The 26,024-nt window shown below is 48.4% G+C and carries 21 protein-coding genes and 1 pseudogene; 12 read left to right on the forward strand and 10 right to left on the reverse strand.

What is annotated here, in order from left to right:
• Nucleotides 1-46: 46 nt before the first annotated feature.
• The 4 genes from ACUZ8J_RS12445 to dapA all read right to left on the reverse strand — a co-directional run bounded on the left by ACUZ8J_RS12445 (nucleotide 47) and on the right by dapA (nucleotide 6,579).
• A complete protein-coding gene (locus ACUZ8J_RS12445; RefSeq protein WP_011626494.1) occupies nucleotides 47-3,142 on the reverse strand; it encodes an efflux RND transporter permease subunit in 3,096 nt (1,031 codons plus the stop codon).
• Complete coding sequence (locus tag ACUZ8J_RS12450) at nucleotides 3,139-4,221, reverse strand: efflux RND transporter periplasmic adaptor subunit (RefSeq protein ID WP_011623099.1); 1,083 nt, start codon at nucleotides 4,219-4,221, stop codon at nucleotides 3,139-3,141. The genes ACUZ8J_RS12445 and ACUZ8J_RS12450 overlap by 4 nt, the downstream gene beginning before the upstream one ends.
• A gap of 372 nt (nucleotides 4,222-4,593) precedes the next feature.
• Complete coding sequence (gene bamC, locus ACUZ8J_RS12455; protein ID WP_446693987.1) at nucleotides 4,594-5,691, reverse strand: outer membrane protein assembly factor BamC; 1,098 nt, start codon at nucleotides 5,689-5,691, stop codon at nucleotides 4,594-4,596.
• Nucleotides 5,692-5,694: 3 nt separating this feature from the next.
• The gene (gene dapA, locus ACUZ8J_RS12460; RefSeq protein WP_248968089.1) at nucleotides 5,695-6,579 is read right to left on the reverse strand and encodes a 4-hydroxy-tetrahydrodipicolinate synthase; all 885 of its coding nucleotides are present in this window, start codon (nucleotides 6,577-6,579) and stop codon (nucleotides 5,695-5,697) included.
• 172 nt (nucleotides 6,580-6,751) lie between these two features.
• Between dapA and ACUZ8J_RS12465 the strand changes: the two genes are divergently transcribed.
• Both ACUZ8J_RS12465 and bcp read left to right on the forward strand, forming a co-directional pair.
• Nucleotides 6,752-7,303, forward strand: coding sequence for a glycine cleavage system protein R (locus ACUZ8J_RS12465; RefSeq protein ID WP_011716686.1), 552 nt, complete (start codon nucleotides 6,752-6,754; stop codon nucleotides 7,301-7,303).
• 3 nt (nucleotides 7,304-7,306) lie between these two features.
• Nucleotides 7,307-7,774: a thioredoxin-dependent thiol peroxidase gene (bcp, locus tag ACUZ8J_RS12470; protein ID WP_446693988.1), complete on the forward strand. Its 468-nt coding sequence runs from the start codon at nucleotides 7,307-7,309 to the stop codon at nucleotides 7,772-7,774.
• Nucleotides 7,775-7,954: 180 nt separating this feature from the next.
• Here bcp and ACUZ8J_RS12475 read toward each other — a convergent pair whose 3' ends face one another.
• On the reverse strand, nucleotides 7,955-8,569 hold the full coding sequence (locus ACUZ8J_RS12475; protein WP_011626499.1) for a LysE/ArgO family amino acid transporter: 615 nt from the start codon (nucleotides 8,567-8,569) through the stop codon (nucleotides 7,955-7,957).
• Between the two features lie 112 nt (nucleotides 8,570-8,681).
• On the opposite strand from ACUZ8J_RS12475, the pseudogene ACUZ8J_RS12480 reads away from it, so the two are divergent.
• A pseudogene (locus ACUZ8J_RS12480) lies at nucleotides 8,682-9,598 on the forward strand (LysR family transcriptional regulator ArgP).
• Nucleotides 9,599-9,727: 129 nt separating this feature from the next.
• On the opposite strand, the gene ACUZ8J_RS12485 reads toward ACUZ8J_RS12480, so the two are convergent.
• Together ACUZ8J_RS12485 and ACUZ8J_RS12490 are read right to left on the reverse strand one after the other, a co-directional pair.
• Nucleotides 9,728-10,828 carry an AI-2E family transporter gene (locus tag ACUZ8J_RS12485; RefSeq protein WP_089068027.1) on the reverse strand — a complete coding sequence of 367 codons (1,101 nt, stop codon included), beginning with the start codon at nucleotides 10,826-10,828 and terminating at the stop codon, nucleotides 9,728-9,730.
• 208 nt (nucleotides 10,829-11,036) lie between these two features.
• The gene (locus tag ACUZ8J_RS12490; RefSeq protein WP_109287608.1) at nucleotides 11,037-11,270 is read right to left on the reverse strand and encodes a sulfurtransferase TusA family protein; all 234 of its coding nucleotides are present in this window, start codon (nucleotides 11,268-11,270) and stop codon (nucleotides 11,037-11,039) included.
• Between the two features lie 112 nt (nucleotides 11,271-11,382).
• On the opposite strand from ACUZ8J_RS12490, the gene bepA reads away from it, so the two are divergent.
• The 4 genes from bepA (at nucleotide 11,383) to ACUZ8J_RS12510 (ending at nucleotide 16,104) form a co-directional block, all read left to right on the forward strand.
• A complete protein-coding gene (gene bepA / locus ACUZ8J_RS12495) occupies nucleotides 11,383-12,852 on the forward strand; it encodes a beta-barrel assembly-enhancing protease (protein WP_109287607.1) in 1,470 nt (489 codons plus the stop codon).
• A 112-nt stretch (nucleotides 12,853-12,964) separates the two neighbouring features.
• The gene (arsC, locus tag ACUZ8J_RS12500; RefSeq protein ID WP_088211409.1) at nucleotides 12,965-13,315 is read left to right on the forward strand and encodes an arsenate reductase (glutaredoxin); all 351 of its coding nucleotides are present in this window, start codon (nucleotides 12,965-12,967) and stop codon (nucleotides 13,313-13,315) included.
• A 47-nt stretch (nucleotides 13,316-13,362) separates the two neighbouring features.
• The gene (locus ACUZ8J_RS12505; protein WP_011626505.1) at nucleotides 13,363-13,743 is read left to right on the forward strand and encodes a DUF2069 domain-containing protein; all 381 of its coding nucleotides are present in this window, start codon (nucleotides 13,363-13,365) and stop codon (nucleotides 13,741-13,743) included.
• Nucleotides 13,744-14,157: 414 nt separating this feature from the next.
• The gene (locus tag ACUZ8J_RS12510) at nucleotides 14,158-16,104 is read left to right on the forward strand and encodes a hypothetical protein (protein ID WP_446694936.1); all 1,947 of its coding nucleotides are present in this window, start codon (nucleotides 14,158-14,160) and stop codon (nucleotides 16,102-16,104) included.
• Nucleotides 16,105-16,283: 179 nt separating this feature from the next.
• Here ACUZ8J_RS12510 and hda read toward each other — a convergent pair whose 3' ends face one another.
• Complete coding sequence (gene hda / locus ACUZ8J_RS12515; RefSeq protein WP_011622356.1) at nucleotides 16,284-16,994, reverse strand: DnaA inactivator Hda; 711 nt, start codon at nucleotides 16,992-16,994, stop codon at nucleotides 16,284-16,286.
• A gap of 78 nt (nucleotides 16,995-17,072) precedes the next feature.
• On the reverse strand, nucleotides 17,073-18,155 hold the full coding sequence (locus tag ACUZ8J_RS12520) for a DUF2066 domain-containing protein (protein ID WP_446693989.1): 1,083 nt from the start codon (nucleotides 18,153-18,155) through the stop codon (nucleotides 17,073-17,075).
• Between the two features lie 215 nt (nucleotides 18,156-18,370).
• Here ACUZ8J_RS12520 and ACUZ8J_RS12525 point away from each other — a divergent pair, with 215 nt between their 5' ends.
• The gene (locus ACUZ8J_RS12525) at nucleotides 18,371-19,609 is read left to right on the forward strand and encodes a uracil-xanthine permease family protein (RefSeq protein ID WP_446693990.1); all 1,239 of its coding nucleotides are present in this window, start codon (nucleotides 18,371-18,373) and stop codon (nucleotides 19,607-19,609) included.
• 129 nt (nucleotides 19,610-19,738) lie between these two features.
• Here ACUZ8J_RS12525 and ACUZ8J_RS12530 read toward each other — a convergent pair whose 3' ends face one another.
• A complete protein-coding gene (locus ACUZ8J_RS12530; RefSeq protein ID WP_011622353.1) occupies nucleotides 19,739-20,071 on the reverse strand; it encodes a Grx4 family monothiol glutaredoxin in 333 nt (110 codons plus the stop codon).
• A 226-nt stretch (nucleotides 20,072-20,297) separates the two neighbouring features.
• Here ACUZ8J_RS12530 and sodB point away from each other — a divergent pair, with 226 nt between their 5' ends.
• The 4 genes from sodB (at nucleotide 20,298) to ACUZ8J_RS12550 (ending at nucleotide 25,938) form a co-directional block, all read left to right on the forward strand.
• A complete protein-coding gene (sodB, locus tag ACUZ8J_RS12535; RefSeq protein ID WP_011622352.1) occupies nucleotides 20,298-20,882 on the forward strand; it encodes a superoxide dismutase [Fe] in 585 nt (194 codons plus the stop codon).
• Between the two features lie 251 nt (nucleotides 20,883-21,133).
• A complete protein-coding gene (locus ACUZ8J_RS12540) occupies nucleotides 21,134-23,068 on the forward strand; it encodes a PrkA family serine protein kinase (RefSeq protein ID WP_011716674.1) in 1,935 nt (644 codons plus the stop codon).
• 65 nt (nucleotides 23,069-23,133) lie between these two features.
• Complete coding sequence (locus ACUZ8J_RS12545; RefSeq protein ID WP_041408751.1) at nucleotides 23,134-24,402, forward strand: YeaH/YhbH family protein; 1,269 nt, start codon at nucleotides 23,134-23,136, stop codon at nucleotides 24,400-24,402.
• Nucleotides 24,403-24,411: 9 nt separating this feature from the next.
• Nucleotides 24,412-25,938 (forward strand): SpoVR family protein, encoded by a 1,527-nt coding sequence (locus tag ACUZ8J_RS12550; RefSeq protein WP_446693991.1) that lies wholly within the window; start codon nucleotides 24,412-24,414, stop codon nucleotides 25,936-25,938.
• Nucleotides 25,939-26,024: the final 86 nt, after the last annotated feature.

A 26,024-nucleotide genomic window follows, 5' to 3' on the forward strand; every position in this document is an offset into this window, starting at 1 on the left:
CTTAAGTAAACTTAAGCGCCTATTTTGGCTAAGCGTTCGCGTGGGATTAATCCTGCGCCAACTCCTTATCTAATTGCTGGGCAATCGCTTCTGGCGAGCCGCTGTTACGGGCAAAGAGACCGTAGGCGGTTGGGATCACAAAGATAGTGAACAAGGTCGCCAGCATAATGCCCGAAAGCACCACCACACCAATCACGAAGCGGGTTTCCGCCCCCGCTCCTGCGGCCAATACCAGAGGTACGGCGCCTGCGGCAGTGGTAATCCCCGTCATTAGGATGGGGCGTAAACGCTGACAAGAGGCTTGAATAATGGCGCGGTCGAAATCGACGCCCTTATCCCGTAACTGGTTGGCAAATTCGACGATAAGAATACCGTTTTTCGCCGCAAGGCCCACCAGCATAATAATCCCAATCTGGCTGTAGATATTGAGACTCTGGCCCGTAAACCACAGCCCAATCAAGGCGCCAACTGTGGCAAGCGGTACCGTCAGCATGATCACCATAGGGTGAATATAGCTTTCGAACTGCGCCGCTAATACTAGGAATACAATCCCCAGCGCCAGCAGGAACACAAAGTACATTGAGCTACCAGACTCTTGATAATCCAGGGATTGTCCCTTATAGCTGATCACCGCTTCCGCCGGTAGATAAGCACGCGCCACTTGATTGAGGTAATCCAGTGCTTCACCTAGGCTATAACCATCCGCCAAGCTGGCCTCAATGGTAATCGCCCGCATACGGTTATAACGGTTAAGGGAGCTGGCATCGGCAAACTCTTCGACCGTGACTAAGTTCGACAGTGGGATCAGCTCCTTGGTCCGTTCGGAGCGAACATAGATATTTTGCAGATCGGCCGCGGTATTTTGGTTACTGCGTTCCCCTTCCACAATCACATCATACTCTTCGCCATCACGCATAAAGGTGGTGACTAAACGCGAACCCAGCATCGATTCCAAGGTGCGACCAATATTGGAAATCGATACCCCAAGGCTGGCCGCCCTGTCCCTGTCGATCACGACTCTAAGCTGCGGTTTGGTCTCTTTATAATCGTGGTCAAGGCCAAGCAATTTAGGATTTTCCGCCGCCTTTTCCATCATAATGTCGCGCCAGCGGGCCAACTCTTCATAGCTTGGACCACCAATCACAAACTGCACAGGTTTACCCACGCCACGGCCAAAGGCTTGACGCATCACAGGGAAAGCTTGCACACCGGCTAAATCCGCGAGGCGCTTGTTAATATCGCCGATCACTTCTTTCATCGGGCGACGTTGTCCCCAATCTTCGAGCACGATAATCGCCATACCGTTAGAGAAGTCGGCGGCGCGGCCAAAGCCACGGGGCGCACGGATCAGCAAGCGTTTAATGTCTCCCGAGTCCACCAATGGCATTAGGCGGTTTTCCACTTCGTTCATGTAGGATTCGATATATTCGTAACTCGCGCCCTGCGGCCCGTTCACCATCAAAAATAACGACCCCCGGTCCTCCTGCGGCGCAAATTCCTGCGGCACTTTTTGGGCGAGCAGCACACTGCTCCCGAGCGCAATCAAGACTAATACCGACATCAGCACAGGTCTTGCCATCGCCTTCTCAAGCGAGCTTTGATAGCCACGGGAAATCCCCGTCATTATGCTATCGACCTTACGCACTAACCACGAATCCTGCGACGCGGGTTTAAGCAGCTTAGAACACATCATCGGGCTTAAGGTTAAGGCCACGATACTGGAGAAGATCACCGCCGCGCTCATGGCCACCGCAAACTCCTTAAAGAGCTTACCTAAGTCCCCTTCGAGGAAAGTGATCGGCATAAATACCGCCACTAACACTAAGGTGGTGGCGATAACCGCAAAGGCCACTTCACGGGCGCCCAAGAATGCCGCCTTTAAGGGAGAATCCCCTTCTTCGATACGGCGGTGAATGTTTTCCAGCATCACAATCGCATCGTCTACCACCATACCGATGGCGAGGATCATCGCAAGCAGCGTCAATAGGTTGATGGTATAACCCAAGGCATAGAGGACGATAAACGTCCCGAGCAAAGACACGGGCACGGTAATCGCGGGGATTAACATGGCGCGCACGCTGCCAAGGAACAGATAAATAACTATGATCACCAGCACCATGGCGGTGAACAGGGTTTGGTACACCTCTTTAATCGAGGCTTCAATAAACACTGAGCTGTCGTAGCTGCGTTTAATCGACATGCCAGCGGGTAAGGTTGGATTGATTTTATCGACTAAGGCGTTAACGGCGCGGGCCACTTCTAAGGTGTTGGCGGTCGACTGTTTCGACACCCCAAGACCGATCATGGCCTCCTTGTTGCCGCGGAACATGATGCGCTCTTCTTCCGAGCCAATTTCCACCTTTGCCACATCGCCAAGTTTGACTAAATAGCCGTCTTCGCCTTGGGAAATCACCAAATTGGCAAAGTCCTCGGCGGTGCGATAACTACGCTCTAAACGCACGGTAAAGTGGCGCTCCTTGGACTCGAGCGAACCTGCGGGCAACTCAACGTTTTCAGCCCTTAACGCGGCTTCAACATCGGCCACAGTAAGGCTTCTGGATGCTAGAGCTTGTCTGTCGAGCCACACGCGCATGGCGTAAACTTTGCCACCACCGATGCGGATCATCGACACCCCGTCCACCACGGACAGACGGTCGGATAAATAACGACGGGTGTAATCTGTCAGCTCTAATGTGGTCATTTGATCCGACACTAGGTTGAGCCACATAATTACTTCATCGCCACCGTTGGCCTTTTGTACCTCTGGGGGATCGGCTTCTTCGGGTAAGTTATCTAATAGGCCCGAAATTCTGTCGCGTACGTCGTTGGCCGCATCTTCAATGTTGCGGCTGATATCGAACTCTAAGGTCACCTGCGAGCGACCATCGCTGCTCGATGAACTCACATGGCGAATACCTTCAACGCCGCTGATCCTATCTTCAATCAGCTGGGTGATACGGCTCTCGACCACGGCGGCACTGGCGCCGCGATAGTTGGTTTCAATCGAGACAATCGGCGGGTCGATGTTAGGGTATTCCCGCAGCGGTAACTTATCGAATGCCACTAAACCAAAGGCCACCAGCAATAGGCTAATAACCGAGGCAAATACCGGTCGTTTAACGGAAAGATCTGTCAGGATCATACACTTGGCTCCGCATTAGCATCGGAAAGATAGCTAAACTTCTCAGCCAATTCGGTTTTGACCACATCGCCTGGGTGCACTTTGAGTAGCCCACGGATCACCACATTTTCACCAATCTCTAAACCACCGAGGATTTCGACCCAGCCGCGGGTACGAATACCAATGGTGACTTGCTTACGCTCAATCACATTGTCCTTATTGACGCTGTAAACAAAGTGCTCTTTTTGGATTGGGATAATCGCCGACTCAGGCAACATCAAGGCCTCACGGCTGCGCTTGATGAGTTTCACCTTCATCAGCATGCCGGGCAGTAAACGTAAATCTGGATTTGGGATTTCGGCGCGAACAATCACGGCGCGAGTGGTTGGATTAACGCGGCTATCGATAGAAATCACTTTGCCTTTAAAGATTTCATCGGGAAACGCTACGGCTTTGGCTTCGACTTGTTTGCCGGGCTGTAAGTCTTGAATAAAGCGCTCAGGCACCGAAAAGTCTAATTTAATCTTAGAGATATCATCGAGCGTGGTGATCTCAGTACCCGGAGTCACTAGGCTACCCACACTCACTTGGCGCAGGCCTAAACGACCATTAAAGGGCGCAACTATGCTGCGATCATTCAGGGATGATTGTGCCTGCTCTAACTCGGCACGGGTGGTATCGATTAAAGTTTGCAGGCGGTCACGCTCTAACTCTGCCACAGTGCGACTGGTCACCAGAGAGCTGATCCGCGCTAACTCGCGTTGATTATCACTCACCTTCACCTGCGCCACTTTCACTTTGGCTATCTGCTCGGCATTTTGCAGTTGCACCAATAAGTCGCCCTTCTTGACGATATCGCCATCATCAAACTTGAGTGAGGTAACCACATCGGTGACTTTAGGCGTGATAGTGACAGACTCATAGGCCTTGTTGGTGCCAATGGCTTCGACTTCGTCACGCACGGGCGCCATAGCGGCAGTCGCGATGACCACATTAGGGGTGAGCTTAACGTTAGCTTTCTGCGGTGCTTGGGGTTGCATACTTTGGTATCCAAACCAGCCCGCAGCCAAAATAGCGATGATAATTATGATTTTTTTCATCTGGCTTCCAAATGATGATGACTCGCATTAGTGACGGCTAGTTTACCCACTCGCATCATTGCATCAATACGTTTTACTTTTTCTTACAAATTACGCCAACTGCATAAAATATGTAATAAATGGTAATTCGGGTCAGAAAGGATAACCAGGATTAAGAATACAGTAGGATAATTGGCATTTTTAGCGAATTACTTCAACAAAAGTCAAAATTGAAAACACTTTATCTAAAACCATGCTTTAAATATTGATATACGCCAGAAATATTCTGAAACATCATTCTGTATAGTTAACGCACAGGGCGAGCATAGCGGCGCTCAAATGGCAGGCACAAAAAAGGGCGATTAAATCGCCCTTTTGTTGACTGAGGTAGGATTAACGCAGTTTGCGCTCTTCTTTCATCAGGTTCGACAGTGACTGATACACATTGGTCACGACGTCATTCGACAGTGGTTGGTCTTCACCGTCGCGCAGCAGGATTTTGGTTTCCTCTGGGCTATCGCCGTCTTCAAGCAGTATGCGGTAACTGCCTTCCTTCAAGGCCAATTGATTGTCGTTCCACAACGAACTCCAGAAACCAGAGTTGTCGGTAAACTTAATGAAGTAAAGTCCCTTGGCGCTGTCCATATCGGCAATTTCAAAGCCCATTTCTGGCAGCACGATGCGCAGACGATCCCACACTTGCTTGTATGGCGCTTTCGCGGACCAGTAAGCAGCACCTTCTTCAGGCGTCACTAAATCCACATTGATCCCTAAGGTCTGCTTCAAACGGTTCGCTTGAATCGCTTGCTCGCGCTTCACACTCATATAAGCGATAGAGCTGTTGAGCATGTCGATAGTGTAACGCTGTTTATCTTCACTGCTTAACAGGACATCTTGCTCTTTACCGTCGTAAAACTCTTGGTGTTCAACCAAGTGGATCACTATATTAGCGGTACGGCCGTGCGGACGCGTTTCTACGTCGAAGCGATAGCGTTGACGCAGAAGGTACTCTTTATCAGAGCCCCACAGGCTCGATTCCAGCACTTCCGTGTTTTCAATCCAATCGGTTTCGATACTGCCTTTATCGAAATCACGGTTGCGAATGCTGATGCCTTGCTTAGCAAAGAAACCATCTAAGTTAGTGAAGATTTCTTGCTTAAGATCGACGCTGTTATCAATCGATTCAACCACGATCTTAATGTTATCGCTGCCCTCTTCCACGTGCGTACCTTCTGCCATTGGCAGGACTTGTAGTGGAGGACGGATATCGAGGTTTTTACCAACCAGCGCAGAATTCGCCTTTGGCCCTAAGTTAGGCACTTCAAATTCTTTATTATATGGCGGTGCTTTTAATCCCTCGGGGATCTTCAGCATTGGCGCTTGCTCGGCCTGCACATAGTCTTCACCTCCGTTTGCTTGGCGACGCTCTAATGGCGAGCTACAAGCTGCAACGGCAGCAACTAGGAACAGTGGGGTGACTTTCTTTAACATTAATTATTTAACCTCTATCTGGGCGCGAGTCATTGCATCTAACAACAGACCATGACATTGCTCAGAAAGTTCAGTCAAAGGTAAACGAATATGGCCACACTCAATCAGTCCCATACGGTGAGCGGCCCACTTCACAGGGATGGGGTTCGCTTCACAGAACAGAGTGCTATACAGACCACGCAGCGGCTCATCGATGCTCGCCGCTAATTCGGCATTGCCCGCAAGTGCTGCATCACACATGGCTTTAAATGCTTTTGGCACTATGTTGTTGGCAACCGAAATCACGCCATTACCGCCAAGGAGTAAAAACTCTCTCGCCGTTGCATCATCGCCGCTGTACAACATAAAGTCATTACCGCAAAGCTCACGTAAACGCTTAACGCGAGATACATCGCCCGTGGCTTCTTTAACGCCAATAATATTGCTCACAGCGACCAATTCGGCCACGGTTTCGGGCTTCATGTCGACGGCAGTGCGTCCTGGTACGTTATAGAGAATTTGCGGAATATCCGTGCTCGCCGCCACAGCTGTGTAGTGTGCGACTAAGCCCTTTGGCGTGGGTTTGTTGTAGTAAGGTGTCACGCCTAACATGGCGGCAACCCCTACTTTAGATAAAGACTTGGTGAGTTCGATAGCTTCAGATGTCGCATTCGCGCCATTACCACCAATCACAGGAATACGGCCTGCGGCAAACTTAACCGTTTGCGCGACCACAGTAACGTGCTCATTCATTGGCAGAGTCGCTGACTCGCCGGTAGTGCCCACGGCGACGATGGCGTCTGTGCCTTGGTCAATATGGAATTCGACTAACCTTTCAAGACTTGCAAAATCTACTGAGCCATCACTGTTCATTGGCGTGATTAAGGCTACGATGCTTCCGTTTATCATCTGACTTCCCCAAAATTTCAGGATTCGCTATGGTACTGATGCCAACCATTAATGACAAGCACTAACGGGGCTCTCAAATTGAATTAGTTATGGTAGCATTACATCCCGCACAAAAACTCGGCACTCAGTCTCGAGTTTTCGCTCTATGATATCGAAAAAGTGAGGACAATTCATGACCAATTTCCTGGTCGTAACCGCAATGGGCGTAGACCGTCCTGGACTCGTAAGTAAACTAGCTCGACTTGCCAGCGACTGTGACTGCGATATCGTAGACAGCCGTATGGCATTATTTGGTAACGAATTTACCTTAATCATGATGTTGTCAGGTTCGTGGGCATCCATAACGAAAATTGAAAGCCTGCTCCCGAGTCTCAGTGTTGAATTAGAACTGATGACAGTGATGAAGCGCACCTCTAAACATACGCCGCAAAACTACCTTTCACGCCTTGAAGTGCGCTTTACCGGTAAGGATCAGCGCGGCACCATGAAGCTTATCACCCAGTTCCTCGCCGACCGTTCCTTAGACTTAGCCGCAGTACGCTCTTTCTCTGAAGAACTCGACAACGGTGAGCAAACCCAGACGATTTCGTTGACCATCAATATTCCTGAAAAAGTTGAACTAGAAAAGCTCGAAAAGAGTATCTATCAACTCTCTGAAGAAATGGCACTGGATTGCACCATTAGACGCATGGAAGGCACCACCTCAAGAAGCGATAGAGGATAATTGATGAACACATTAACCGCTGGCGCGAAAGCGCCGCTATTTACCCTTCAAGATCAACATGGTAATGCAGTTTCCCTACAAGAATGCTTAACGCGCGGCCCGGTTTTAGTCTACTTTTACCCTAAGGCTTCAACCCCTGGCTGCACAGTGCAAGCCTGTGGTTTACGTGACAGCAAAGCTGAACTCGACAGCCACAAAGTGACCGTGCTTGGCATTAGCCCTGATCCCGTGGCTAAATTAGCTAAGTTTGCAGAAAAACAGTCGCTTAACTTTACCCTGCTCAGCGATGAAGACCACAGCGTGGCCGATGCCTTTGGCGTGTGGGGCGAGAAGAAATTTATGGGCAAAATCTACGACGGTATCCATAGATTGAGCTTCCTCATCAACACCGACGGTACCATTGCCCATGTGTTCGATAAGTTTAAAACCAGCGATCATCACCAAGTTGTACTGACGCAAATTGCAGGTTAATTGCGCACTTTAGTGCCGCATTCATGTCTCGCGGCTCAACACAGCGCACAAAAAATTAGCAGTTGAACGCAAAAAGGCCCTTTATCAGGGCCTTTTTTCATGAAAAATTTTCAGCTTGCGTCTAAAAATCAACCTGATTTGTGGAATAAATTCAAGCGGATGGCGCTTAGTTACCCAAACTTATGCCAGATAAGGCCAAATAATTGCCGCAGCAATGCTCCACATGGTCAACCAAATAAAACGATCTAAGTATCGCCATGCCGCTGGGCGGCTAAATATCGGCGCCAATAATCGCGCACCAAAACTTAAGCTGAAGAACCAAATAAACGAAGCCAATACCGCGCCCGCACCAAACCAAGGACGATGGGCATCTTCGAACTGAGTGCTAATGCTCCCCAGCAGCACGACGGTATCTAAATAAAGGTGTGGGTTAAGCAGGCTGATCCCAAGCGTGGTCAGCATGGCCTTACGCAAAGTGTCAGCATTTTGCGCATTGTCCATTTCCATCCCTTTAGCGACAAACGAGGCCTTAAGTGCATTCGCACCGTACCAAATCAAAAAGGCGGCACCACCAAAACTGGCCACATGTTTGATAGTCGGAAAGGCTTCGATAATGTGCCCAAGCCCCGCCACACCCGCAGTGATCATTAAGGCATCGATGATTGAACAAAGCAGCGCAATCGGCAAAGGATAAGCTCGCTTAATCCCCTGCTTTAGCACAAAGGCATTTTGCGCCCCTACGGCAATAATCAAACTACCACCTATGCCCATACCTTGTATAAACGCCGTTTGCATAACTACCTCTCATGTCTGAAGAAGGCGCTAGCATAGACAAAACAACAAAATTAATATAACTAATGTTTTTTATGTATCATAAGTAAAATTAATAATTTTAAGGACGGCAATCATGTTGGAATACGCCAATCTTAAAGCGCTTGCGGTCGTCGTCTCCGAAGGCGGCTTCGAGCGCGCCGCCAAAGTGTTGCATATAACCCAATCGGCGGTGTCACAGCGCGTTAGACAATTAGAAGAACGAGTCGGCCAATCCTTACTTATTCGATCAACGCCCGTGGTGGCGACTCCCACGGGTAAACGTTTATTGCGCCACTATTCTCAAGTGCAATTACTCGAGAGTGAATTGAAAGCCGAGTTAGATGCCGATGACCCCAACCATCCCACGACGGTGCGGATTGCCGTCAATGCCGACAGTTTAGCGACATGGTTTTTACCCGCCTTGGCCGATATGTTCAGCCGACATGCCTGGCTGCTGGAATTGATTGTCGATGATGAGTCCTACACCCATCACCTACTGAAAAACGGTGAGGCCGTAGGTTGCGTGACCACAACGGCCAATCCCATGGCCGGTTGTAGCAGCGAGTTTTTAGGGACCATGGAATATATGTGCGTCGCGACCCCAGCGTTTGCGGCGCGTTATTTCGAATGGGCAAAAAATAGCGATGATGTCGGCGCTCAAATAACCCAAGCGCAGCTCGCGAAAGCCCCTGCCGTGGTGTTTTCAACTAAAGATAAAATGCATGAAAAGTACCTCGCCCAGTATTTTCAAATGTTGCCAGGCCAATGGTGGCAACACAGCATTCCCTCATCGGAGAGTTTTTTAGAGGCGATTAACTTAAGTCTAGGTTATGGTTTAGTCGGACACTTACAGGCAAAACCTTTGATAGACAAAGGCATATTGATTGAACTCACCCAGAAAAACGCATTCGGGTGCCCCTCTATTGGCAGCATTGGAATATAAAAGCCAAGCAAACGACCTTGGTCTATCGCGCCCTCGCCGCCACCGCGCAGCATCTATTACAGCAATGATGAGTGCAGCGATCGTTAGTACAACAAACAATAGTTAGTACGAATAGTTAGCGGATAAAAAAACTGAGCACTCTGGCTCAGTTTTTTATCTATTGCTTTTATCTATCAGTTTTATCTACTGCCAGCGGCTTAGGCTTCTGCCGAATCCGCCTTCACCTGCGTTATCGCCACAGGTTCAATCTCAGTTTTCGGCCAAGCATTGATCACCGCTTTCACCAAGGACGCCAATGGGATGGCAAAGAACACGCCCCACACGCCCCATAAACCACCAAACACTAACACGGCGGCAATGATGATGACGGGGTGTAAATCCACCGCATCGGAAAACAGAATGGGCACCAGCACGTTGCCATCTAACGCCTGAATAATGCCGTAACCTAACATCAAATAGCCAAACTCGGAGCTAAAACCCCACTGGAAGAAGGCCACCAAGGTGATAGGCAAGGTCACTAAAGTTGCGCCCACATAGGGAATGAGTACCGACAAGCCGGTCAATACCCCGAGTAAGGCCGAGTATCTCAGCCCCATAAAGGCAAAGAAGATGTAGCTTGCTACTCCGACAATCACAATCTCAATCACCTTGCCGCGGATATAGTTGAAGATCTGCTGGTGCATCTCAAACCATACCTTGCGGGCTAATTGTCGATTGGTAGGGAAAAAACGTTTACTGCCACTGATCAGCTGGTCTTTATCTTTAAGAAAGAAGAACACTAATAAGGGCACTAAAATGGCGTACACCATCAGCACCAATAAGGAGGCAGAGTAACCAATCAGTTGCTTAGCAATATCGAGCAGGTGCTGGGTGTCGAGCAATTTTTTAAGCTCGGCGACCATTAAATTAAGCTGTTCTGAACTGACAAACTGTGGATACTGGGTCGCTAATCCCTGCAAGGTTTGTAATCCCTTGTCGATCATACTCGGCAAATCTGTCATGAGGCTCACGCCTTGGCGCCACACGCTCGGGATTAGGCCAAAGGTCAGCAGCACCACTATCCCTAAAAACAGCACGAGTACTAAGGAAGCGCCCGTCGTGCGATTAATCCCCAATTTCAGCATTTGTGCCACAGGCCATTCGAGCAAAAAAGCCAGCACCAAGGCCACCAACAAGGGGGCTAATAAGCCGCCCGCAAAATACAACACTAGGGCGAGACCCACGAGAATGGCCAGCAGCGTCACCGCCTGAGGATCGCTAAAGCGCTCTTGATACCAACGAGAGAAAAAACTAAACATGAATTCGTTCCAATGAGGTGATTGGCTTTCCGAAAACGCAGGAAAGATGCTTATGCTTTGGTGGTTAACCTTATCGCATCCGTTTTACTGTGTATATGCTTGAAAATCAGTTAACTGCTACCTATGACCGACACGCCTAGGTGAAGTTTCAATCAGCGATGCCAACTGGCCATTTTTACTGCGGCATTGAATCATGCTTTGAGTGTGCTTAGCCCTGCGATAAATCAACTTTTGTGATTAATAGCCCTAATTGGCTGGCGTCATCTTGCAATGTCACCACGGTATGCCCCTGTTTTTTAAAAAACGCGGGAACATCTCGGCGGGAACCTGGGTCTGAGAGTAGGATATGTAAGCTGTCGCCAGCAGACACGGACTTCAACGCAAGTTTGACCTTAACCAAGGGAACGGGGCAGCGAAATGATGTTAAATCAATAAAAATCATAATGAACTTGCTATGAACGAACTTGGGCTATTATCCTAAGTTGCAACTCAAACTACAAGCTAAGTGCTACCCTAGCCTTAGTTGAGACAATTAAAAGAATTAAAGGATCCACTTGCGTAATTTGACGTTTTTGACCCGATGTAAACCCCTTGCGGCGAGTGTGCTTTCATTAATGTTACTCGGTGGAGCCGCAAAGAGTTTTGCCAACAACGACTTGCCCGACTTGGGCACCGCCGCCGTCAATACCTTCAGCCTAGAAAAAGAAATGGTCTATGGCGATGCCTATATGCGCGTTATTCGCTCATCGGCGCCCATGCTGAACGATCCGGTATTGAGCCAATATTTGACTGAACTGGGCAATAAATTGGTCGCCCACGCCACTGGCGTTAAAACGCCCTTTTATTTCTTCTTACTGCAAAACGATGAGATTAACGCCTTTGCCTTCTTCGGCGGCCACGTTGCAGTACACACTGGGTTATTCCTTAACGCCGATAACGAAAGTGAGCTGGCCTCAGTGCTCGGCCACGAAATTACCCACGTGACCCAACGTCACTTGGCGCGCTCCCTCGAAGCACAGCAAAAAAGTGGCCCAGCGACCGTTGCGGGCCTACTCGGGGCGATTCTATTAACCATCGCCGTGCCGCAGGCGGGGATGGCCGCGCTGGCAACCACTCAAGCCATGGCGACCCAATCGAAGATCAACTATACCCGTCTGCATGAAAAAGAAGCCGACCGGATTGGCATGCAGATTCTGGTCGATGCGGGCTTTGACCCCAATGCGGCCGCCGACTTCTTTGGTAAACTCGCCAGTCGCTACCGTTTTACCACTACGCCACCACAAATGTTGCTGACTCACCCATTACCCGAGTCACGGATCTCTGAAGCGCGCGATCGCGCCCACCAGTATCCACACCGCTATGTGCCGGATAATCTCAACTTCCAGCTCGCTAAAGCCCGTATTCAGGTACGTTTTTCCAGTTACAGCGACGATGCGGTATTGAGCATGTTTGAAAAGCAGCTCAATAAGCAAACCTACGGCTTTAAAGAGGCGGCTCTCTACGGCAAAGCCTTAGCACTATTTAGATTGAAGAAATTTGATGAGTCCGAAAAGATTGTCGACGAGCTATTAAAAATCGATGATAACAACTTGTTTTATATCGATACCAAGACGGATTTGCTCAACGAACGTAAGGATTATGCTAAGGCGACTAAGCTACTCGAAGCCCAGCGTAAAATGAAACCCACATCACAGGTGATTAACGCGAACTTAGCCAATATCTATATTGAGGCTGGTGAGCCAGCGAAAGCTATCCCACTGCTGGAAGACATGATTTTCCTCGATAAGCAAAATCAACTGCCCTATCAACTGCTCAATCTTGCCTATAAAAAATTGGGCAATCAAGGCATGGAGTATTTCTCCAATGCCGAGATAATGGCGCTAGGCGCTAACTACAAGGGCGCTATCGATCAGCTGAACTTTGCCTACCGCGCCTCGGAAGGCAATCCATTACAACTGGCACGAATCGAAGCACGTATCCGCCAATTTAAACAAGCGGATAAAGAGATGGATGCTTTGAAGTAAAATCAGCGATTTTACCTCTATCCCTTATAATCGCGCCCCGAACATCCTGACGGGGCGCTGTTTTTTCTGCTATCATCCGCGCCATTGTTTTAGCCGATTGAGCATAAGTACTATGACCCAAGCAACGATTTACCATAACCCACGTTGTTCAAAGAGCCGCGAAACCTTAGCCCTACTCGAGCAGCAAGGCTGCGATATCACAGTCGTGGAATACCTTAAGAATCCACCAAGCGCCGCCGACATCCGTGGAATTTTAGCCACACTCAAACTCAGCGCCCGTGAGTTAATGCGCACTAAGGAAGACGAGTATCAAGCACTGGGACTCGCCAATCCGGCCTTAACCGAAGAGCAACTGATCGACGCCATGGTCAAGACGCCAAAATTGATTGAACGCCCAATCGTACTGGCCAATCAACAGGCAGCCATTGGTCGTCCACCGGAAAATGTACTGAACATTCTCTAATCTTCGGTCATTTCACCATCATTCGATACGATTAAGATAGGAACATCATGACCTCAAGCACTCTGCTGACACTGAGCCGTTTAGGCTACCTTGCCCTCGTTCTCTTGCTGGGCGGTTGGTTTATTGGTCAGGGCCTCAATGGGGAATACACCTTATTATTCAGCCTACTCTGGCTAGTGCCTTTGTTGCTGCCGTTAAGAGGCATTTTGAAGGGCAACCCATACACCTATGCTTGGGCCAGCTTTATTTTATGCTTATATATGCTGCACGCCCTTACCTTGTTGTATGTCACGACCGATGCATTGGCTTTTGCCATTATCGAAGTCCTGCTGATTGGCACCCTGTTAGTCGCATTCCCATTTTATGCACGTATCCGTGGGCGTGAACTCGGCCTAGGTCTTAAGAAAAAGTCCGACAAGCAAGACTGATAGTGAGCTCCAATCAATCTCACCGCTGCCAGCGACCAACAAGTCGCGATTAGCCAGCACCGATGAGCAAGTTCTGATTAACAAGCGCGGTTCGGTTTTAATACCGCTCCGCGCTGTTTGTTTCGATAAGTCGTGATTAGAGAAGTTGTGATTCAAAAAATGGTGATTCGCAACATCATAATGCTATAAATTCGCCCCCGCTTTTATCACCCTCATTCACAGCAAAATCCGCTGCTGTATTAATCCCTTTTCGGCACAACTCCCCTCGCAACTCAACAACATTTAACTTACCTTTCATCACTTTTTGTAACCAAAAGAGCGTGCTATAGTCGGTTGTTATGCCAAGGAATGACGGCCAATCAAGCCAGTCATATCACAAAAACAATAACATAGCGTTAATTGGAGTGAGTCATGATGGGAATATGGGTTCCAATGCGTCGATTAAGTATTATCGCGGCGACCGTCGCTCTCAGTGCCTGTGGAGGCGGTGGTGGGGATAATAATGATGGTGGTACGGTAACCCCACCAACCACTAACGTGCCACGATGCGCGACAGTGACTCCGCTCATCACCACAGATTCAGGCGCCATCCGCTTTAAAACTGAACCCCAATATGTGGCGGGACAATCCAGTGCCATTATTGCCAGCCTAGGGAATCGCGATTCACAGGATCTCACCTTCCGCTGGCAACAGTTAGAAGGCCCCAGCATTGAACTCGTGAGTCAAAATAGCCCAGTATTAGCCTTCGATATCCCCGCAGCAGGCAGCTATCGTTTTAGCTTACATATCAGCGGCAGCAATATCGATGAAACGGCTGAAATAGCGTTCAATGCCGACAGCAGCGCGGGGGCAATGCTAAACATTCGTCAAGATCATCAAGCCGTAGAGGGTAACGATGTCAGCCTACGCATCGCTCAACAAGCCGGCCTTAGTGCATCAAGCATCAATTGGTGTATCGCCGAGGGCCCCAGTGTCAGTCTTGATATCAGCGATCCCTTTAGACCCCTATTTACTGCTGCCACTGTTGCTCAAGATACCTTAACTCGCCTTAGGGCATCGGCCACGATTAACGGTAATACCGTGACAGATGAAGCCTATGTGCTCACCACGGCGGCGCCCACAATAAGCTCAACCTACTTCGATACACCAGTGGCACGCACCCACGCTTATCATCCCGCCTCTCCCTATGCTAGTGCATTAACGGGCTGTGTGTACTCAAATCAGTTAAAAGAAGCTTGTACTATCAATCAATTGCCGCTAATCGGCCAAGTATCCAATACGCTCGATGTCGACACGATTCTCGATCGCGTTTTAGTGTCCCACGATTGGATGGGAGACAATTTCGAAGCATTTTTACGTCAAATGGACCCAAACAGCGATTTTGCCCGCCTATTACAATCGGTTACAGCAGTTGTGATCAGCTATGATGTACGCCCCTCGTTTTATTGGGTGGTCACGGGAGCGATTTATCTCGATCCGAATGATTTGTGGCTCACGCCAACCCAGCGCGACACCATCAACGAGGCGCCAGATTATCGCAGCGACTTTGGCAGTGAACTCAATTTCATCATGCCGTGGCGTTACGTTAAAAATAACCAATATGCTTCACAGGGATTTCCAATCACTACGCGCGCCACGCGCACGCTCAGCCAGATTAATCCCGAGCTCGCCTCACTCTTGTACCATGAGCTCGCCCACGCCAATGACTTCTTCCCAAGAAACATACACGCCACGCTCACAGGCCCCAGATTGTTGGACGACTATAGCCGCCGAAATGCCAATAAGAGTTTGATATCCGATCAAGTGAGTCGCAGCTATCCCCTCACCAGCACAGAAATGACAGGTCTTGCTGCGGTGAGCTTCTTGGGCGCCAAAGCCACTGCAACCCAAAAAGCCTATCAGCCTTCGGATGTGAGTACGTTTTTCTCCGGTGATATCGCCAATGACTTTTACAACTATTCCAGTACCCGTGAAGACGCGGCGATGTTATTCGAAGAAGCCATGATGAGTTATCGCTATCAAATCCAGCGCGATGTGGCCGTCACTAACCTGCCCGCCGTACTTACGGCTGACACTGTGATCGTTGACTGGGGACTAAGGGGCCGAATTGGCGACGATAGTCTGGCGAACCGCGCAGCCTTAGTGATCGATGGCATGCTACCAGAACTTGATGGTATCGGCTTGCTCACGAGCCTGCCCGAGCCAATAGCGATGACCCAAGGCCAAAGCTGGCGCCAAACCCTGGGGATTTCGCCCAATACCACAGTCAAAGGACGACAAGGGGTTGCGGCAAGTAGCGAAACACTTATCGAGCCAGAGCTACGCTTCAGTGGCGATCGTCACCGCCATCTACAACAGTGATTTGAACAGTGATTTGGATTGCTAAACAAGCAGATACACTTAACTCAAGCCTCTTAGCAGATCAAAGTTTACGATAGATGTGAGATAAATAGAGATAAAAAAGCCCGTCGTGATACGACGGGCTTTTTGTTAACACTGAATGTTTATTAACACAGGCAGTAGATTAACAGTCAGAACGATTACAGATGCAGCATTTCTTTGGCAAAAGGAATCGTGAGCTTGCGCTGATGTACGAGGGATGCCTTATCCAGTTTATCTAACACATCAAACAAGGTGCGTAGATCCCTTGCCATACGATTAAGTAAGAAACGGCCAACGTCTTCTGGCAACTGTAATCCGCGCATCGCCGCGCGGCGTTGCAGTGCCGCTAGCTTTTCATCATCGGCCATAGGTTGCAGCTGATAATTGAGTCCCCACTGCATCCTAGAGACTAAGTCAGGTAACAAGAAGCCAGCATCCGCGGGCGCCGAGCGGCCGCTGACCACCAGCGCACAGCGCTTGTTCTCGGCGACACGGTTGTACAAATCAAATATGGCTTCTTCCCAAATCGGGTGACCCGCAATGTCATCCACATCGTCGATGCAGATCAAATCGAGCTGCTCCAAGCCCTCCAACAGCGCTGTCGAGATACTAGCATGAATACCAAGGGGAAGGTAAAAACTGCGGCGGTCGAGTTCATTGGCATGGGCACAGGCGGCGTGCATTAAGTGAGTCCGCCCCGATTTCACCGGTCCCCACACATAAATTGCGGCTTCACCTTGGCCTTCTGCATTGGCGCGCAGCTTTTGGATAAGTTCGTCATTACCCGCTGCCGGATAATAACTGTTAAAGGTTTCATCATCCGGTAAGTAAACCGGTAACGACAATTGTAGCGGTGAGTTTAATGGCACTCGTACGTCTCAATATCAATAAATTATCGACTCCCCCACATGACTGAGCAGAGCATGCTCAGTCACAACGAGGGAAGTTTAAGGTAACCGCCATTGATAGACAGTTTTACCCGCAGGGCTGGCACCGGCAGAAAACTCCCCTGGCGCCACCACCGAAATTCGCGGCTCTAGACTCAGTAAACGCTCAAAGTCGGTCTGAGAACCAAACAAATCCAAGGAAAAGGTTGCGGTATTACCTTGGATGCGCGACAGCGTCGCATTCTTCACGGCGCTGAGTTGCTTTAAGTATTTTTCAACTTCAACTAGCTGCGCCATTTTATCAATGTTCACGAAGGTCACACTGGCACCAACTTGTTCGCCGGAATCGGCAATGGCGTACTTAGTAAAATAATAATCCCCGAGGGCGGCCATCATAGCGGTGATCGCCTGCGCGCTATTTTCTGCCGAGCCATTAAAACTAAACAGTGGCGGCGTTAACGAGTCGATCGTCGCCTTGGTGTACAAATTCAAGCGGTAACGCACTTGGTTTCCAGCTGGTTCAATAGCGACCAGGGCTAAGAAGTCGGCTTGATAACGTCCAGAGACGCTAGACACTATATCGGCAAACATGCCTTTAACATCATTGGGATTGATGCCCATTAACTCATCGAGGTCAAGGATAGGCAGTAAGACAGGAATGCCGCGCTCATCGGAGAAGATATTGAATGCCTGACGCTCGGCTAAGGTCGATGAATCACTCAGTAAAATCGTGTCACCTTCACTTGGCATGGCCACCCAAAAGAGTGTTAGTGGACGTTGAATGCCCCACACGGGTAATTGGGCCTGACGTAACAGGGTGATTATGCGGCGATGCTCAAAGTTGGCTTTTAACAACAGTTGGCCATTTTGCTCCACATAACCATATTGGCTCAGCAGTGTATCGGGATTGGCCAGTTGCGATTGTATAACGCCGTTATCCAAAGAACGTGCAGTCCCAGTATTCTTAATGATCACTTTTTCCAGCGCGGCTTTAAGGGCTTTATTCCGCTCAGGCACGGCGCGGGAAGCCACGGGCACATCGGCTTCATCTAATTTACTCACTTCAACAGCTTGCAGGCTATTAACGGTAAACAGGCAGTATAAAAACGCGAGTAAGCTTGGCTTTAATAGGAATTTCAGCATCTTTGAGTAGTTGAAGTAACGTCAGATAGTGCAAATTGTACCATAGTTAGCGCCTTTAGCGAGTCTTGGGGAGATTTCGACCACGGATTAAGTGCTGTCACTCGCTTTAGCAATAAAACAGTGATCCTTACCTACAATCGGGGCATTTTATAAGGAACATATAGCAACAAACTGTTATCATCTCGCGGTTTACCCTAAATTTACGAGAACAATAAATGAAACGACTCGCTATACCACTTCAGGGCGCGCAAATGCTGTTTGTTGCATTTGGCGCCCTAGTGCTAATGCCACTACTCACAGGGCTTGATACCAGTGTCGCCCTGTTTACTGCGGGTATTGGTACCCTGCTGTTTCAGTTAATCACGAAACGCCAAGTGCCAATCTTCCTAGCCTCCTCCTTTGCGTTTATTGCCCCCATTCTCTACGGGGTGCAAACCTGGGGGATCCCATCAACCATGGGCGGCATCATTGCCGCGGGTTTTGTGTATATCCTCCTCGGCGCGTTAGTGAAAGTGCGCGGCACCGACTTTATCCATCGACTGCTTCCACCTGTGGTGGTTGGCCCAGTGATTATTATCATTGGTCTAGGTTTAGCGCCTGTGGCGGTGAATATGGCGCTGGGTAAAAGTGGAGACGGCAGCTTAACACTCGTTCCCACAAATACCGCTTTGATTATTTCCCTCGCCTCACTCTGTACCACCATAGCGGTGGCTATTTTTGCCAAAGGCTTACTTAAGGTTATGCCTATTCTGGCGGGGATTGTGGTGGGTTATGGTCTAAGCCTTGCCTTCGGGATCGTGGATTTTTCGGTGGTTACAGCGGCAAGCTGGATTGCTATTCCGAAATTTGTCGCGCCCGAATTTAACTGGCATGCCATCGCCTTTATGATCCCAGTCGCGATTGCGCCTGCGGTTGAACATATTGGTGATATCCTCGCGATTTCCAATGTCACGGGTAAAGACTTTATGAAAAAACCCGGCCTGCATCGCACCTTGACCGGCGACGGCGTTGCGACAATTGCCGCAGCGGCCTTCGGTGGCCCCCCAAATACCACCTATTCGGAAGTGACTGGCGCGGTGACCTTAACCCGTAACTTCGACCCTAAGATCATGACTTGGACGGCGATCACCGCCATTACCTTGGCTTTTGTGGGTAAGTTAGGCGCCCTAATGCAAACGATTCCAGTCCCTGTGATGGGTGGCATTATGTGTTTGCTATTCGGTTCTATCGCCGCAGTGGGCTTAAATACCCTCATCCGTAATCACGTGGATTTATCCGAGCCACGTAACTTAAGTATTGTCGGCGTGACACTGGTTTTCGGTATTGGTGGTATGGCCTTTGGCATTGGCTCCTTCAGCCTCACGGGCATCAGCCTCTGTGGTATTGTGGCCATCACCATGAATCTGCTGTTACCTGCAAGCAAACACCATGAGCGTGATGCTGCATCACACTAAACGCGGTGAATAAGCGCTACAGATCATCACTCATCGCCGAATCCTTGTGTTAGGATTCGGCAACAAAAAAGCCGCTAAGTTATTCACTTAGCGGCTTTTTTATTATTCTTTCATCACATTTAAGCGTGATTACTCTGCGGTTTTGTATTTATCCGCAGTCGCTTTGATTAACGGCTGTAATTCGCCTTTTTGGTACATATCAACCACGATATCACAACCACCAATCAACTCACCTTCAATCCACAATTGTGGGAAAGTTGGCCAGTTTGCATACTTAGGTAATTCAGCACGGATATCTGGGTGCTGGAGAATATCCACAAATGCAAACTGCTCGCCGCAGTTGATCATGATTTGTGCTACCTGAGATGAAAAACCACAGCTTGGTAATTTAGGAGAACCCTTCATGTATACGATGATTGGGTTTTCAGCGATTTGCTGTTTAATTTTCTCTACTGTTTCCATTTTAATTCCTAAGTACGATGACATTGACTCAATGCCGCTATTGTACGACAGCTAGGCACAGAACAAAATCCCACAGTTTGTAAGGTTATGCCCTACAATTAGTTTTTCGATGACGCCTATCTAATCAATTAGCCAAACAATGATTCACATCACAAATATTATCGGTACAATAGAGCGCAGTGAGCACGTTTAAAAAACGATAACCTAAGACCATGGAGAGATACTAATGGCTTTCGAATTACCCGCATTACCATATGCAAAGAACGCACTAGAACCACACATTTCTCAAGAAACCATTGAATACCACTACGGCAAGCATCACAACACCTACGTTGTTAAGCTAAACGGTTTGATCGAAGGAACCGATTTCGCAGGTAAATCTTTAGAAGAAATCATCAAGACTTCTACTGGTGGCGTATTTAACAACGCAGCTCAAGTTTGGAACCACACTTTCTACTGGAACTGCTTAGCGCCTAACGCTGGCGGTGAGCCAACAGGTCCTGTGGCTGATGCAATCAATGCTGCATTCGGTTCATTCGACGCATTTAAAGCACAATTTACCGATTCTGCGGTAAACAACTTTGGTAGCGCTTGGACTTGGTTAGTGAAAAAAGCCGATGGCACTGTTGCTATCGTTAACACTAGCAATGCTGCAACCCCTCTGACTGACAGCACTGTGACGCCAATCCTGACTGTTGACGTGTGGGAACACGCTTACTACATCGATTACCGCAACGTACGTCCTGACTACTTAGCCCACTTCTGGCAATTAGTTAACTGGGACTTCGTTAACCAAAACTTCGCTGGTTAATCGCTGCTAAATCATTTCGAAAAAGAGCCCAAGTGGCTCTTTTTTTATGACCTCACAAATCACTCACCTCGCACCTTTTGCCTAACACCGCCCAATCGCTACAAGTGCAATAATTGCAATTGCAATCATTTGTTATTGTTTTTATTTGATATTTTTTTGACACGGCTGGCAAGTTTGTGTCTAAGATTAGTGTAGGAAGCTGAAAAATCAGTTATCCATCCATGACATCACTGGCGTTTCAGGGGGTTTATATGGGCATTTTCGAGCATTACCAAAAGCGCTACGAACAAAAACTCGATGAAGAATACACTTTGCAAGAATACCTCGATATCTGCAAAGAAGATCGCAGTGCTTATATGTCAGCGTCCGAGCGATTACTGCTTGCCATCGGCGAAGCCGAAATTATTGATACCGCGAAAAATCCAACCCTAAGCCGTATCTTTTCGAATCGTCTCATCTCACGCTATCCCGCCTTCAAAGACTTTTACGGTATGGAAGATGCGATTGAACAAATCGTTGCCTACCTAAAACACTCTGCCCAAGGCTTAGAGGAATCGAAGCAAATTTTGTACTTACTCGGCCCTGTGGGTGGTGGTAAGTCATCATTAGCGGAAAAACTCAAAGCCTTGATGCAAAAAGTGCCTATTTACATTTTAAGTGCTAATGGCGTGAGAAGCCCGGTGAATGATCACCCCTTCTGTCTCTTCGATGTCGAAGAAGACGGCCAGCTGCTGCGGGATGAGTTTAATATTCCCACCCGTTACTTAAAAACCATTATGTCGCCTTGGGCGGTGAAACGCCTGCACGAGTTTGGCGGCGATATTTCAAAGTTCCGAGTGGTCAAGGTCTACCCCTCTATTCTCGATCAATTGGCGATTGCCAAAACCGAGCCTGGGGATGAAAACAACCAAGATATTTCCTCCTTGGTGGGTAAGGTCGATATTCGTCAGCTAGAGCATTTCTCGCAAGACGATGCCGATGCCTATGCCTATTCGGGTGCACTCTGCCGGGCAAACCAAGGGATGATGGAGTTCGTGGAAATGTTCAAGGCGCCCATTAAGGTGCTACACCCACTGCTCACCGCTACCCAAGAAGGTAACTATAACGGCACCGAAGGCTTATCCGCCCTGCCCTATAGCGGAATCATTTTAGCGCACTCTAACGAGTCAGAATGGTCAACCTTCAAAAACAACAAGAACAACGAAGCGTTTCTCGACAGGGTTTATATCGTCAAAGTGCCCTATTGCCTGCGGGTATCGGAAGAATTGCAGATTTACAAAAAATTACTGCAAAACTCCGAGCTGTCCCAAGCACCTTGCGCACCTGGCACCTTAGAAACCCTAGCGCAATTTAGTGTGCTCTCTAGGATCAAAACACCTGAAAACTCCTCCATCTACTCTAAGATGCGGGTCTACGATGGTGAAAGCCTTAAAGATACCGATCCTAAGGCCAAATCCTACCAAGAGTACCGCGACTACGCCGGTGTTGATGAAGGCATGAACGGTCTTTCTACCCGTTTCGCGTTCAAGATCCTGTCGCGGGTATTTAACTTTGACCACTCAGAGATTGCCGCTAACCCTGTACATTTGTTCTATGTACTCGAGCGCCAAATCGAGCAGGAACAATTCCCCGGCGATACCGCCGAACGTTATCTGGAGTTCTTAAAAGGCTATTTAATCCCCAAATACGTCGAATTTATCGGTAAGGAAATCCAAACCGCGTACTTAGAGTCCTACTCTGAATACGGCCAAAATATCTTCGACCGTTATGTCACCTATGCCGATTTTTGGATCCAAGATCAGGAATACCGTGACCCCGAAACAGGCCAATTGTTTGACCGCTCTGCACTTAATGCCGAACTGGAGAAAATCGAAAAACCTGCGGGGATCAGCAATCCTAAAGATTTCCGTAATGAGATCGTTAACTTTGTCCTGCGCGCCCGCGCAAGCCATGAGGGCAACAACCCACTCTGGACCAGCTACGAAAAACTACGCACTGTGATTGAGAAGAAAATGTTCTCAAATACAGAGGATCTACTCCCGGTGATTTCCTTTAACGCCAAAACCTCGACTGACGATCAACGTAAACACGATGATTTTGTCAATCGAATGATGGAGAAAGGCTATACCAAAAAACAAGTCAGACTCCTGTCTGAGTGGTATTTACGGGTTCGTAAATCCTCTTAACTTGCGCTCACTAAAAACGAGGCTTTGGTGCTGCCAAAGCCTTCGCTGGGGTTTGGGAGGTGCGTATGGCGAACTTTATCGATAGACGGTTGAATGCGAAAGGAAAAAGCACAGTCAACCGCCAACGCTTTATCAACCGATATAAGCAACAAATCAAAAAAGCCGTCAGCGATGCCGTCACGCGTCGCAGTGTAACGGATGTAGATAAAGGCGAAAAAATCAGTATTCCCACACGGGATATCAGTGAACCTATGTTCCATCAGGGCAAAGGAGGCGTAAGAGACAGAGTCCACCCAGGCAATGATCAATTCACCCGTGGCGATAAAATCGACAGACCCCAAGGTGGTGCTGGCGGCGGAGCGGGTAAAGGCGATGCCTCGGATTCGGGCGAAGGTAATGACGATTTTGTGTTTGAAATCTCAAAGGATGAATACCTAGAGCTGCTCTTTGAGGATTTAGAACTACCGAATCTGCAGAAGAATCGCTTAAACAAGCTCGTCGAGTATCAAATCTACCGTGCGGGCTTCACCAATGATGGTGTACCAGCCAATATTAATATTGTGCGCTCACTGCGTTCCTCCTTGGCACGCCGCATTGCCATGTCGGCAAGTAAAAAGAAATTGCTCAAAGAGTTAGAGCAGGAACTGGCAGAACTTGAAAATATTCCGGGCACTAAAGCCGAGCTGATTTTGGATTTAAAAGCCCAAATTGAGGCGCTCAAACAGAAGATTGCTAAAGTCCCTTTTATCGATACCTTTGACTTACGTTTCAACAACTTTGCAAGGCGCGAGGTGCCCTCAAGCCAAGCGGTCATGTTCTGCTTAATGGACGTGTCAGGCTCGATGGATCAAGCAACAAAAGATATGGCAAAACGTTTCTATATCTTGCTGTACTTGTTTCTTACCCGTACCTACAAAAACCTCGAGGTGGTCTATATCCGCCACCATACCCAAGCGAAGGAAGTGGACGAGCATGAGTTTTTCTACTCCCAAGAAACCGGCGGCACGATTGTCTCAAGCGCATTGAAATTAATGCACGAAATTCAGCAGGCTCGCTACCCTGCCGATGAGTGGAATATTTATGCCGCACAAGCCTCTGACGGTGATAACTGGGCCGATGACTCTCCCACCTGTCGACAATTATTGGAGCAAAAAATCCTGCCGCTAGTGCGCTATTTTAGCTATATCGAAATCACCAATCGTGCGCACCAAACCCTGTGGCGCGAATACGAATCCCTACAACAACACTACGACAACATAGCGGTGCAACATATTCGTCAAGCCGAAGATATCTACCCTGTATTTAGAGAATTATTTAAAAAGCAGGCGGTTTAAGGGGGCTCTATGGGGATAAAAGAAGCAAAAACACGTACAGCCTTGAGCGACGGTCCCGACTGGAGCTTTGAGCTGTTACAAAGTTATCTGAAAGAGATTGAGCGAGTGGCGACCATTTATAAGCTGAACGCCTATCCCAATCAAATCGAAATCATCACCGCCGAACAGATGATGGACGCCTATGCCGGCATTGGCATGCCCATTGGCTATACCCATTGGTCCTTCGGCAAACGTTTTATCGAAACCGAACAGGGCTACAAGCGTGGGCAAATGGGGCTAGCCTACGAAATTGTGATTAACTCCAACCCTTGTATCGCTTATTTAATGGAAGAAAACACCATCACCATGCAGGCTTTGGTGATGGCTCATGCCTGTTTTGGCCATAATAGTTTCTTTAAAAATAATTACTTATTTAAGACATGGACGGATGCAAGCTCGATTATCGACTACTTGGTGTTTGCCAAAAACTACATCAGTGATTGCGAGCAAAAATACGGTGTCGAGCAAGTTGAAAGCATCATCGACTCTTGCCACGCTCTGATGAATTACGGTGTCGACCGCTATAAACGCCCATCGGAAATCTCCTTTAGGGAAGAACAGGCGAGGCAAAAAGACCGCGAGGCTTACCTGCAAAGCCAAGTGAACGATTTGTGGCGCACCATTCCCACCCATCAACAGCAGCAACCTTCGACCACTAAGCGCCGTTTTCCCGCCGAGCCGCAGGAAAATATTCTGTATTTTATTGAAAAAAATGCGCCATTGCTGGAGTCATGGCAGCGGGAGATTATCCGTATCGTGCGTAAGATGGCGCAGTATTTTTATCCACAAAAACAAACACAAGTGATGAATGAAGGCTGGGCAACCTTCTGGCATTACACCATTTTGAATCATCTATATGATGATGGCGTGGTCACCGACCGCTTTATGATGGAGTTCTTGCAGAGCCATACTGGCGTTGTCGCCCAACCCGAATATAACAGCCGTTACTACAGCGGTATTAATCCTTATGCCCTCGGGTTTGCGATGTTTACCGATATTCGGCGCATGTGTGAGAATCCGACCGAGGAAGACAAAGCCTGGTTTCCGGACATTGCGGGCAGTAATTGGCTCGATACCTTACATTTTGCGATGCAAAACTTTAAGGATGAAAGTTTTATTAGCCAATATCTGTCGCCGAGGGTGATCCGTCAGTTCAAACTGTTTGGCATCCACGATGATGAGAAACGCAATTATCTGTCCGTGTCGGCCATTCACGATGAGCAGGGTTATCAAGACATTCGCAATCTACTCTCGCAGCAGTACAATTTGTCAAATATTGAGCCTAATATTCAAGTACATAACGTTGAGATAAACGGCGACCGCTCCTTAACTTTAAGGTATGTCCCCAGTAATGAGATCCCGCTCGCCAGCACCTATAAGGAAGTGCTAAAGCATTTGCATCGACTCTGGGGCTTTACCGTCAGCCTTGAACAGTTAAATGCCGATACCAGCGTGACCTTGTTAGCCTCCTGCCCTGAGCAACCTAAGGCCGACTAAATATCAGTTTGATGAAAAAGCAAAAAGCCGTTTCTCAATGAAACGGCTTTTTATTTAACCCGTCTTACAACAGACCACTTGCCACA

The organism is Shewanella sp. Koi 1, assembly GCF_052907445.1.